A 12,723-nucleotide genomic window follows, 5' to 3' on the forward strand; every position below is an offset into this window, starting at 1 on the left:
CCTCGCCGTTATACCGGTAGCCTGGGAGTATGTGCGCGACGAACACACCCCGCCTCCTCGTGAGTACGGCTGCTGCGGCAGCATGGCTGCCGCACTCCATAAAATGCGACACGGGCATGATGGGCGGGCAAGGCAATTAATTCGGCGCGTGATGGTGCTGGAGATGGTCGTCAACCCTGTTTCTGTCATACCGGCGTGTTAGAGGCGTGTTGGAAAAGAATAGACGGGCTTTGGTGATGGACAGGCGTTCATGCGACTAGACGACTGTCCAGGAGCACGATAGCACAGCTTTTTATGAAGTAACCCAAGTTGCCACCTGTGCTGTGAGCAGGCTATGTGACTGACTGCCAGGATGAACAGCACGATGCTGCGCACAACATCGTGCAGCGTACCTGTATGAACGATGTGGGTATCAGCCAGTTCCCATAAATGCGCTACGTCACGCCTCAAGGTGGCAACGCCGGTTACGCCCGTCCTCTGTGTCCTCTGTGCCTCTGTGGTGACAAAGGTAGCAAACTGGGTTAGATAAGTTCTATAGATAACTGACATAAAAGTCGTTCATTTGCGCACCGTGATGCCTACTGCACGTGGCCCTGAACCGAAACTCTGTACCCTGAACGCTCATTAGCGGTTGTCGCTCACGAAGCATCGGCATGTTCACCTCTCCAACGTATGCACCTGCTAGCTTCAGGATCTGATACGCTCTCCACCGGCCAACTGGATTAACACCGGCTCCTCATCACCGCTGATCAGGATTGCCCGGCCTGGGGGCTGCTCACTGGTACGTTGTTCAGGGAGCGGCAAATTAAGACCGAGCAGCCGTGTCCCTGACTCGTAGCGTCCCGGCCAGATGACGAGGCCGTTACGACTGCTGTCCAGGGTGCGCAACAGTGGATCATCGGCATATGTGATCCCGGCGGCAATGATCAGATGAAATGGCTCATTCCCGGTTTGGGCCAGATCGACGAGTTGCTGAAACAGGTTAGGGGTTGCACTGTAACTTTGGGTGAAGTGGTCACGCCAGCGCTCGCGACACAGGTGGTAGTCATCGATGATCACGAGATGGCGAGCAGTCGGATTGCGGCGCAACCCGCTCAGTTCTGCACTCAAGGTTGCGATTCCCTCTTCATCAGCAACGTAGCGTACCGTCTGCGGTAACGTTTGCAAGTGACGCAGGCTGCGTCGTGGGCCATCAATGACCACAAAGCGAAGTGACGGTTCAACAGTTTGCGCACTCCGCACGATGGTCAAGAGCGCTGTGCTCTTCCCGCTGCGGCGTGGCCCAACGACCAGCGCATGAGGTGCCTCTGGTGTCAGACAGACACACACTGGACCCGGCGGTTCGGCAGCCCAACCACAGGACAGGCGTAGCGTATGATCGCGATAGCTGGATGCCGGCAGTTGAGTGAATGACAATTGTTCTGGCAGCAAGGCTAACGGTGGTGGTAGAGTAGAAGCAGTGTTATGTATTGTAGCAGCCAATGCTGCGATCTGCGTGCGCATGGCAAGTGCCAGTTCACGGCTATCACCGCTGTCACTACTTCCCACCGGCAACGAGACCTGTACTTCCTGCAAACCCTCATCGGGATGGAGCCAATATCCGCGACCGGGAAGGTGGGGTGGGAGCTGGATTGCAGGCCGTAGCCCGAAAACATCGGCATAATCGTTGAGATCGGGCAGTCGTAGCGCCAATCGTTGTGTGAACTGGGCAGCCAGGCGATAGGGAATGTCGGCAGGTCGATCCGCAGCGACCACCAGATGAAAACCTGCATCACGACCATTCCGCGCCAGACGCACCAGATCGGATAGATCGCTTTCGCCGGCGGCATCGCGCAACTCATCGCGCACTGCGGCCAGGCGATCCACCACTAACAGCAGCGCCGGACCTGGCGATTGACCGGCAGCAATTCGCGCACGTCGTTCACGTAATTGATGTTCGAGCTGGCGGAAGAGCGACACCATGGCTTCGCGCTCAAAGGGGCGTACCAGCGCACCCACTTGCGGCAGGTCGGCAAACAGGCTTAACAGACGACCATCACCATCGATGATGTAGCACCAGAGATTGTCTGGCGAAAGGCGTCGAGCCAGTTCAAGTACGATCCGGGCCAGGGTTGTGCTCTTGCCACTGGCCGGTCCGCCAAATACCGCTACATGGCCGGCCCGCAAGTCAATCACGAGCGGTGCTTGCCGACTCTGTTGCGGTATATCAAGCAAGCCGATCACGGTGTGCAGATCAGATGACGGTACATCTACTGTTAATCGGGCCGGAAGTGGTGGTTGCCAGATCGGCGTTGGTTGCCAGTTAAGCTGATCGAGATAAGTCCGACCGGCATGGATGAGGCGCTGACCGATGAGTTCAAGATCGCCCGACCCGTTTGCCTGCCCATTCAATCGCGCAACCTGAAGCAATCGCACATCACTACCACTACGCATGTAGGCACGGCCCGGCAACTGCGACGGCAAAAATGCAGCATCAGGTCGTTGCAACAGCTCCCGGCTATCATCACTGCTACCTAAACGGAGTGCGATAAAGTAACTCAATTGACTGCGAATCTCATCACTGACGACGCGGGCCGGTTGTTGGGTCGCAATCAGCAGATGCACTCCCAGCGAACGGCCCTGTTTCACTACTCGCACGAGTGCACTGACAAAATCGGGACAACTGCGTGCCATTTCATCAAATTCATCGAGCACAATCAACAAATTGGGTAGTGGTTCCAGGCGCTGACGATTGGCCAGATCACGATAGTCGGCGATATTTTCGATATGAACCCCGTAGCGTTCGGCGACTGTGCGCAACACCGCTTTGCGACGGCGCAACTCACTACTAATCGCAGCGATTGCGCGTGCCGCCAACCGTCCATCAAGGTCGGTCACAAAGCCTGTTGTATGCGGCCAGGCAGCAAACGGCGCTAACGCAGCTCCACCCTTAAAATCAATTAACAGGAGATTGAGCCGATCAGGGCCGTGGGTAACTGCCAGAGCAGTAATAATTGTCTGTAACAAGACGCTTTTCCCGGTACCGGTGGCGCCGGCAATAATGCCGTGCGGGCCATGTTGTTGTTCGTTGAGGTTGAGATAGCACGGCTTCCCTTCGCTCAACGCCCCAATTGGTACATCATCATGCCAGGACATTGCAGGTTGTTGCTGCCAGCGCACGGGAACAGACTGGTCGTCTGGAAGCAGCGCCGATAACAGATCGAGGAGCCGTACCTGGCGCGGTAGATGATGACCGGCACCGATCTCATTGAGACGCACGGTTGCCAGGCGAGCGGCTAACCGTTCAACCTCGCGGCGATCAAGCAGATCGGGCTGGAATGGGGTTACCGGCCACGCCTCACCGGCCCGCGTCCACCGCCCCATGCGTTGATCAACTTCAACCATCGCCGCACAATGCTCAGGAATGTGCGACCAGTCATCGGTCAATACCACAACGATGAAGCGATGGGCACCACCATCACGTAACAACTGACCGAGTGCAGTATGAGTTGTGATGAGGGTTGCACTATCCACAACGATCAAAAACGGTACCTGATGATTCGTGGGCAATTCACGGCGGCGACTGAGTTCATCGAGCAGACAGGTTAACAGCGACTCGGTAGCCTGTGGTTCGGTTGCAATCAATGATCGCACAACCGAGGTTGCATCGGGAGCCTGACAGTGCGGCAAGCGAGCAATCCACTGCCAGTCGGCAGCAGTGGCAATGCCGGCAATCACACCAATCCGCAATTCGGTTGGCGCGTGTAATACCGCAGCCTGGGTGAGCATGGCGTAGGCAAGCCCCAATACTGCCGGGCGTGGCCCGGCAATGCCGAGCGATCCAAGCTGGAGCAGTGGAATGCACACCGGTACCTGATGGAGGCTGGCATACTCGGCGATGACCTGATCGATCCGCCGGTCAGCAGGTGCACCGGACGCAACTACAGCCCGCGCCGACGCCGGCAGCGTGCCGCAACCCACCCGCAGTTCAAGCGCATCGTCATCACTCAAGCGCCGTTCCCACAATCGCGGTTCGGGTGATCGCGACCGCTCATCGGCGCCGGCAATCCGTAACAACTCCACCGGATCGGGGGCCAGATAACGCCGGGCTGCCCGCTCCTCTTCGTGCAGACGACGTAGACGTGACCTGGCCATAGCGAACCGATCAGCAAAGACCGCCTGCTGTTCAGCGTGGGTCTGCGCTTGCTGGCGCACCGTATCATGTTCGTGAAACAGGGTTACCCCACCACTCAGCACGGCCAGCACCAGCGCCGGCACCGCTGCCAGCCACGATCCGTACCCGATCAGCGCTGTGGCCCCAAACAGGAGCGCAGCGATGATCGGAAGGAGTGCCTGCAACCAGACCGTATTCGGACGCGGTGATGGCGGCGGTGGTGGTGCAGGTAAATCAATCGTTTCCACGCTCCAACGCGGGCGGAGACGGGGTGGACGATTAAAGTTACTGTCCGGCATTGTGCATCGCCTGCTGTAATGATCGTTCACGATTGATCCGATCTTGCTCGGCCCGTGCCCGGGCACTGGCCTGAGCAATCGCTTGTGCCGCCTGCAAACAACGATCACGCAAGCTCGTGGCAGTAATCTGCAGGGAAGCCTGCCGCAAAGCCCATTCCTCCTGGCGTGGTCCTTGCCAGGCGGCGAGCAATTCGGCAGCAGCCCGTGCGCGTTGCCCGGTTTCTGTATCAAGCGCAGCCGCCATACGCCGCAGTGCACCGATGGCGTCATCAGATGCCTGCCAGTTCCACCAAACATCAGGGCGTCCCGACATAGGCACCTCCTTGTGGGATAACTCGAACTACGTCACAACACAATCACAAATCCGGATCATTCACGCCCACAACGGGTCTACAACCACATCAACTTCTTCAAATGGCAGTGGCGGTATCTCTACCAGGCGGAAGTAGGTCGGATCAACCGTAAACGGCAGCGTTTGAGCAGTTTCCGGTAACTGGGTATAGTCGGCATCTTGATAGGCACTATGAACAATCCTCGGCTGATCGATACGGTTGTTATCCAGCATGTACACAACATCGCGATACTGCTCATCCTCGTGGCCTGCCCCAACCGACAATGCCAGTTTGTCATCGCTATCAACATAGTGACGTACAGTCACCGGTTGACCATTGATCACAGGAGGAACATCGTCCCATTCTCCCTGTGGGCGCACAGCCCCCAGCGTGGTCACACTGGCTAACTGAATATTGCGCTGCGCCAGAGCTGCCTGCACTCGCGGATCGTTGCTCAACAGAATGCACATCCCACCACCCATACTGTGCCCGGTCAGATGGAGCGTACTGCCTTCAGGCAATTCGTTGATCAAACACAAGACACGTCCGATAACCGTCTGATAGTACCGGTTCTGCTCGATATATTCCTTGCCTGCTGCGGTATCGATCACCGAAACCAGACCATTAGTGCCAACAGGCATGTTGTTAAGGCTGAGACCGTTAATGCCAATTGCAAACTCGTCCTTCCCCACCTGAGCTGCCCGCACCTCCTCACCATAATAGGAGCTAATCAAGCCGTGGGCATTTGCCTGCAATGCCGCTGGAGATACCCGGTACGGTTGCTGCGGGTTGGTCTGATCCTCCAGCGGTGGAAACACGTCGGTGACTACTGCCTGACCGTTAGGTTCGGCTTCTGGGCCTGCGGCAGGGCGGATCGACACCCAAAGCCTGAGGTCCCTTCTGACTTGAGCATCGAGTTGTTCCAGATTCGTGACCAGTTCCCGCATTTCGGCAAGGGTAAGATACTGAAATGCATCAATCCAGAAGCCGCTCTCGGTGAGCGCCAGAATGTCTGTCGGACTTTGGATTATTTCCGGCAGACGAGGAGCAGTACTAAGTCCTGCAACAGCGCCGATCTGTGCCAAAAAGATTGTCAGAAATTGTTGTTGGAAGCCCATCTGTAACATCACATCGGTATTCAAAATCATACTCTGATTGAGCAGACGCCACATCTGGTCCTGGCTGGGAATAAATGGCCTCAGTTGCGTCAGATGGTAGCGAACCTGTCGCTGCCAGTGTTGCCAAAGCAAATCGGCAGCGAAGGCGGATGCACGAAGCGTAACCTCAGCGATCTGCCTGTGTACAATTGACCGGAAGAGCGCAGGTTCCCACACCATCATCCATCCCAGTGTCCGCAGCGATGGCGCAAGCTCACGTGCGACCTGCTGGAGATGGTGCATAACCGCCTCAAAGCGGTGCGTGCTCCCCAGCAGATGGATCGCTATCGGCAACGGCTGCCAGGGGAGAAGAAGTGGAGAAGAGATCGATACCCGCCAGAAGAACGACTGCACTGCTAGTGTCCGCGAGCCGGGCCAGAGCAGATTGAGCCACCAGCGGTGCAAAGGTGGCATCTTCTGTACCGTCCAGCCTGCTGCCAGGCAGGCAGTCACTCGCAACACGGTCTTGTGATGGGGGGATAGCGATGGTGGAGAACGGAGTTGCCATATCACCCGTAACGCTACTCGTGCTCCAATATCAAACACTGGCCCGTTGAGCGAGGTCGAACGACGCAGGGCAACCGTCCCGAACGTAGTGAGCGCGACAGTGCTTACATCCCAAAAAGAGGGGCGTCGGAGTGTGCCCCGATCAGCCGCTTCAAGGCGTTCAGCGGTCGTGCGCACCCACTCAACCATCTCGTTAATCGCCCGGCAATGCGCAAACAAGGCATCGCTGAGGCCGTTAATGTGCGGAACCGCATATTCACGACACTGGCCGGAGAAGTAGTGCAAGGTATTGGTCAGTCGACCGGCTTCAGCGTGCAAGCGATCATGGCTAGTGGCTGTTGCCGCCGCGAAGCGCCGTAAATGCTCTGGAATAGCAGCAACGGTATTCATAACTTATGCAGCCTCACAGATCCAGGCTCCAAACTCACTCATTTTTGCCCGCAATCCCGGACCACCAATCGGCCACAACGCCAGCAGATCATCCCGATCAGGTGCCGGCGCAACCCACCAGCCTCCATACCGTCCGGCAACGACAATTGCCCCACGGGCTTCTGAGTCAGGCTGACGCAACTGTCGGATCACCGCCAGCGCGTGGCGGGTTGGTTGGGGACCGATCATCTCAATCAGTGGACGTACCTTCGCCGGAGTGTGGCCGTGCCGTTGAAACACACGTGCTGCGGTATCAAGATCATCGTGTTGCAGGGCATTAAACGCGGTCAACAATCCCTCACCATCCAGCATGAGCGGCTCTGTACTGACCGGTTCCGGAATGTTCTCCGGCATCACCATGGCAAGCATCGTGTCGATAACATGCCCGGCACCGGGAAGTGCGGCAAAGCGATGTATGTCTGGCGCTGGACTGGAGTGCAACACAAAGTTCGCGCCAGCACGACTGATATGACTAAGGCGTGTGGGTGGGCCGCTGGCGACAATCATCAGACTATCGGCGAGCGCCGCTGTGCGCAATAACGTCGCCAGACCAGCATCAGGGGTCGGTAGGTGATCAGGCTGGGCCGGTAATTTCAACAGGTCACGTGCTGCCAGACTGCCAACTGCCGCACCGAGTACACCTTCAAGCACCGGTCGCTCCGGCAACACACTCTGCCCCAACGCAAAAGGCCGGGGCAATTCGAGCAGACCAAGCAACAAAAGTAGCTCAGCATGGCTGATCTGAAAGGTAAGTGACATACGCTGCTCCAGTTTCCTTCTTGTTCAGGTCACGCATCGGAACAACACAATTGGGAGGAAAGCCGGTGAGAGGCTGACCCAGGAGCGCATATAAACGTGACAGCCTCTCACCAAAGCGAGGTGCTAGCGCTTACTGACCACCGGCCTGCATGATGTTCTGATTAATCTGGGCTACCTGCCGGCGCAGATCCTCAAGCGCATCGCGAATAGCGAGCAGCTTTTGGTGCGTCTCCGCCCAGTGCGAGCGAAACTGGGCGGCCAGACGACCATCCCAGTTGTTGGGATCCGAGAGCAACTGTCCCTCACGGTTCAAGTCGTTAATTTGCTGCAACAGCGGCCCCTGCACGATGCGCTGAAAACGCTCAATGGCTTCGCGGGCGGTAGCGGTCGAGAGTACGCGGTCGCTCATGGTGTCCTCCTTTGCAAGATAAAGAACGGCTGCATATATAGAACCGTAAAAAGGGGCCAAAAGGTGCGCGGGGAAAGAAAAATTCATCAAAATTGGGGTGATAGGAGGAGGTAGACACAGGAAATAGAAAATAGGGAGAAGCGCAGGTGGGTTTCTCTAGGCTATTGCTGATTACGGGAATGGTACGGTCAGTGGTATGTACCCGCTGCCTGGCTCCCTGCTGGTGGCAGGTTCGAGAATAGTATCGAAGAGATAAGACTTGAGGACGCCTGAATGCGCTCGCCCCCAGCCCCGCTCCCGCTTGCGCGAGATATGCATCATCTCTATAGGTAATGCATATCTATAGGTAATGCATAGCCACGCAACCCTGACACTCCGAATGTGGCAGGAATATCATTTCGTGGAGTTAGTTCTCTGGATGAAGAGCGTTTACTATCACGTATATCACAGATTCTGACTAGCATTACCGCAAGCTACAATCACTACCGTTTGGTGGTATGCTACCAGCGGGCAGTCAGTTGCCATCACGTTCCTCGCAGAGTACTCTGCACATTGAAGTGACGGTTGACAACCTATGAGCAACGACATCCATTTTCCATCTGATTTTCTTTGGGGTGCAGCAACGGCGGCGTATCAGATCGAGGGAGCCTGGAATGAAGACGGCAAGGGCGAGAGTATTTGGGATCGCTTTGTCCGGCGACCTGGCGTCATTGCTAACGGCGATACCGGTGACATTGCCTGTGACCATTACCATCGCTATGAAGAAGACCTCGATCATATGGCAGCGTTGGGATTGAAAGCGTACCGGTTCAGCATATCGTGGCCGCGTATCTTCCCAACTGGCTCTGGTCAGCCCAATCAGCGCGGCCTGGATTTCTACCGGCGGCTCATTGATGGTCTGCACCGACGACATATTCTCCCTGTAGCTACCCTTTACCATTGGGATCTGCCGCAAACCCTTGAAGACCGTGGCGGCTGGACGCAGCGCGACACAGCACTGCGTTTCGCCGAATATGCCGATTACCTCTTCCGCACCATCGGCGGTGACGTGGCCTTATGGACGACGCATAATGAGCCGTTCATTCAGGCATTTTACGGCTACGGCAATGGCGAAAATGCACCGGGAAAGCGTGTGCCTTGGCAGGTGCTGGCTGTCGTGCATCACTTACTGTTATCACATGGCCTGGCGGTCAGTGCCTTTCGCGCCGCCTGCCCCCAGGCGGTGCACAGTGATATGCCATCGCCTCAGATCGGGATTGTGCTAATGATCTGGCCGCAGTATCCGGCCAGCCAGCGGATTGCCGATCAGAAGGCAGCGCAACGGATCGATGGGATTATGAATCGGCTGTTTTTAGAGCCGCTCTTCTGTCGGCGTTATCCCGCTGATATGCTCGATCACTTTGCCCGCCGGCTGGTGTTTGCCCCGATTCAGCCGGGTGATTTTGAGATTATCGGTCAGCCTATCGATTTTCTCGGTATCAATACGTATACCCGCTTGCTCAATGCTTTTACCTGGCGGGAGCCGTTCACTATGGCAAAACAGGTACCAGGGCCGCTACCGAAGACGGCAATGGGGTGGGAGATTTATCCTGACTGCATCGTTGAGTCATTACAGAAGGCACGCTCGTACACCTCTCTGCCGCTGTACATCACTGAAAATGGTGCGGCGTTTGACGATCCGGCACCCGGCTCCAATGATCAGGTTGTCGAAGACCCGCAACGTGTGGCCTATTTACAGTCTCACATCGAGGCATGCCGGCGAGCCATTGCCGCAGGGATCGACCTGCGTGGCTATTTCGTCTGGTCATTGCTCGACAATTTTGAGTGGGCAAAGGGCTACAGCAAGCGCTTCGGCATAATCTATACCGACTACGCTACCCAGAGGCGTGTGTGGAAGCGCAGCGCATACGTCTACCGTGACATTATCGCTCGCAATGGTCTGTTCGGTAACGAGCCGTCATGAACGCCGAGCAACGCTACCTCGCGACAGTTGGCATGCTGACCGCCGGCCTGACGGTAGGATGGTTATTTGCGACAATCGCGTATGCCGATCTCAGCTATACCACCTATCGGCTCTCTATACCGTTTGCAGGTGATCTGGCCTTAATCGGTTTACTCAACAGTGCATCAGTGCTTGCCGGTGGGTTGATCAGCCCTTTTTTTTGGCAGCTTGTGCGACAGATAGGAGCGCGACCGGCAATGATCGGCGGTTGCCTGCTGCATGGACTGGCACTGCTGGGATTATCACTCGCACCACCGGCATCTGACCTCTCCCCATTGACGGCGTGGATGCTGCTGGGATGCGTGGCCATGAGCGGCCCGGCCAGTGTCTTATTTACGCTGGCCGGGCCACCACTTATGATGCAATTGAGTGGTGCTAACAGCCCTGATCGTCTGTTTGCCCGCAGCGCCGCACTCAGTCTGATCATCAATGGTCTCGGTAGTCTGCTAAGCGGATCACTGACAACGGTATGGCGGCTCTTGCCGATTGAAGGCGATGCACTGACCGCCTATCGGCTGAACGCTGTAGCAGGTGTTGTCCTGGTGATGCTGGCCAGCGTGCCGCTCCTGGGTTTGCCGGTACGTCCTCTACCAACAGTCACTACCGTTACCAGACGCGGCCAGATAAGCGACCTCTGGCAGGCCATTCGATATGGCCTGGCATTCGTACCAGGGCCATTACTCATCTCTCTGGGTGCAGCCCTCTTCATACCCTACCTGGGCTTGTTTTTCCGTCAGCGTTTCACTGCCGGCGATGCCATGATCGGCTTGATCCTGGCACTGATCAGTCTGGCTACCGGTCTAGCAACACTGGCAGGCCCGTACCTGGCAAAACGAGTGGGCAGGATGGCCGGAGTGGTACTCACGCAAGCGCTGGCGATACCGTGCCTGATCGCGCTGGCCTTCGCGCCATCGCTAACGGTGGCAGCAGCAATAGCGATGTTGCGTAGCATGTTGATGAATATGGCAACGCCACTGTTTGATGCACAGGCACTCGCCCAGGCCCCGGCCCATTACCACCCCACCATCATTGGCATGATTCGGGCAGCGGCAACTGTTGGCTACATTGCCGGTCCGACGATGAGTGCCGAATTGCAAAGCAGCGCCGGGTTTGCTCCTATTTTCCTCATTGCCGCACTCTGTTACACGGCGGCGGTGTTGGTTAATGCTGTCATTTTCGTGATCGGGAAGGGCAAGCAGGAGACCTTGTGATGCACGAGGTGAGCGTGGTGAGAGGGATGGTTGATGTGCACCTACCCCTCTCCCACTGAATCTATGCATCAACCGTTACCAACACTACAGTGTCACCAATCACCCTTGACGACACTCTTAACGTGATACCGGGATCATTGGTGGTTGGCGTAAAATCTCAACCTTTCGGAGATGAGACATGTGAAGCATTACCTCCCACGAACAAACGCCTGTACCAGGGCTTCAATCGCTCCGGGACGTGGCGTCAGTGCGTATGGGTCACCCTCGATTAGCCCCTCAAATACACCATCTGCGTCCAACGCAAAGCGTTCAACGCTTGCCAGGTTGACATCGCGCAACGACCAGGACAGACCAAGTAGATCATCGGTACTGAGATCGGTTCGGATATGAGGCCGTAGAGCAGTGGTAACGTGTGCAGCCAGCTCAACCTGGCGAACGGGGTCTTGCTCGCGAATCCGCCGGGCAATCGCCAGCAAAATCATCTGCTGGCGCGCTTCACGAGCATAGGCACTATCGGCGTGGCGTGTCCGGCTCAAGATTAACGCCTGCTCACCATCAAGCCACTGTTTGCCTGCCGGAAAGTAAACTGATGTCACGCCATAATCCATCGTGGGATACAGGGGGTCATAAATTGGCTGCGCCAGTTCAACCTCAATACCACCAATTGCATCAACAGCGGCCATAAAACCGGTAAAATCGACCCATACGACGTGATCGATGGGTAATCCAAGAAGCTGAGAAACGGTGCGCCTGGCTAACTCAGCACCACCAATAGCCGGATCCTGTTCGCCGTACACCGTTGCACTGTTGATCCGCCCGTACCCGTAGCCGGGAATCGCAACAATCAGATCGCGTGGCAACGAGAGCAAAGCCACCCGGCGCGTCGTCATCTCGATCCGTACCACCATGATAGCATCGGCCCGGGTCGCCCATCCTTCACCAGGACGCCGATCACTCCCTAACAGCAGGATATGGATAACGTCACTTGAGGGTAGGTTGACACCCACTGTGGGCATCAAGGTCGGCACCGGCATCCGCCCATCAATCCCCGGCAAGCGAATAGGAGTCGCTGAAGCAGCAATGGTTACGTTGTGCACAATGGATGTTGGTGTTGGTACCGGCATGGTGGCAGCCGACAATGGAGTAGGAACAACCGACGTCGGTTGGATAACATTCAACGGTTGGGGAGATGGGAGAGGGGTGAATGCTACCACCGACATCGCCGGCGTCGGTGTGGCTTCTATTGTCGGCAACCGCATCGCTTCCAGATTCTGCCGGATAGTCATCGCTGCCCAAACCACCCGTCCGGTCTGGAAGCCTAACCAGCCGGCGAAGAGTGCCAGGAGCGCAATCAACACATATCGCAACCAGTGGCGTTGTGAAGGTAATCGTTCAGGAACAACCGGATTAGTCAGTAAGTTTAGTAAGAGATCGTGGTCAGTCTGATCAAGCAGAGCACGACAGA

The 12,723-nt window shown here is 56.5% G+C and carries 8 protein-coding genes and 1 pseudogene; 3 read left to right on the forward strand and 6 right to left on the reverse strand.

The window, feature by feature from the left end:
• Positions 1–202 (forward strand): annotated as a pseudogene (locus VAE57_RS06075) (hypothetical protein); the annotation flags it as partial.
• Positions 203–687: 485 nt separating this feature from the next.
• Here the strand turns inward: VAE57_RS06075 and VAE57_RS06080 are convergent.
• From VAE57_RS06080 to VAE57_RS06100, 5 genes are all read right to left on the reverse strand, one after another.
• Entirely contained in the window at positions 688–4,452 is a 3,765-nt protein-coding gene (locus tag VAE57_RS06080; protein ID WP_322820996.1) for an FtsK/SpoIIIE domain-containing protein, read from the reverse strand.
• The gene (locus VAE57_RS06085) at positions 4,439–4,765 is read right to left on the reverse strand and encodes a hypothetical protein (RefSeq protein ID WP_322820997.1); all 327 of its coding nucleotides are present in this window, start codon (positions 4,763–4,765) and stop codon (positions 4,439–4,441) included. Before VAE57_RS06085 ends, VAE57_RS06080 begins: the two co-directional genes overlap by 14 nt.
• A gap of 60 nt (positions 4,766–4,825) precedes the next feature.
• Positions 4,826–6,838 (reverse strand): hypothetical protein, encoded by a 2,013-nt coding sequence (locus VAE57_RS06090; RefSeq protein WP_322820998.1) that lies wholly within the window; start codon positions 6,836–6,838, stop codon positions 4,826–4,828.
• A 3-nt stretch (positions 6,839–6,841) separates the two neighbouring features.
• Positions 6,842–7,636 carry a hypothetical protein gene (locus tag VAE57_RS06095; RefSeq protein WP_322820999.1) on the reverse strand — a complete coding sequence of 265 codons (795 nt, stop codon included), beginning with the start codon at positions 7,634–7,636 and terminating at the stop codon, positions 6,842–6,844.
• A 130-nt stretch (positions 7,637–7,766) separates the two neighbouring features.
• Positions 7,767–8,045 carry a WXG100 family type VII secretion target gene (locus tag VAE57_RS06100; RefSeq protein ID WP_012257420.1) on the reverse strand — a complete coding sequence of 93 codons (279 nt, stop codon included), beginning with the start codon at positions 8,043–8,045 and terminating at the stop codon, positions 7,767–7,769.
• Between the two features lie 574 nt (positions 8,046–8,619).
• Between VAE57_RS06100 and VAE57_RS06105 the strand changes: the two genes are divergently transcribed.
• Positions 8,620–10,008 carry a GH1 family beta-glucosidase gene (locus tag VAE57_RS06105; protein WP_322821000.1) on the forward strand — a complete coding sequence of 463 codons (1,389 nt, stop codon included), beginning with the start codon at positions 8,620–8,622 and terminating at the stop codon, positions 10,006–10,008.
• Entirely contained in the window at positions 10,005–11,258 is a 1,254-nt protein-coding gene (locus VAE57_RS06110; protein ID WP_322821001.1) for an MFS transporter, read from the forward strand. The genes VAE57_RS06105 and VAE57_RS06110 overlap by 4 nt, the downstream gene beginning before the upstream one ends.
• 188 nt (positions 11,259–11,446) lie before the next feature.
• On the opposite strand, the gene VAE57_RS06115 is transcribed toward VAE57_RS06110, so the two are convergent.
• Positions 11,447–12,723 (reverse strand): LCP family protein (locus VAE57_RS06115; protein ID WP_322821002.1); only part of this gene is annotated, 1,277 nt, incomplete at its 5' end.

It is taken from the genome of Chloroflexus sp. (assembly GCF_034434295.1).
Lineage (GTDB): Bacteria > Chloroflexota > Chloroflexia > Chloroflexales > Chloroflexaceae > Chloroflexus.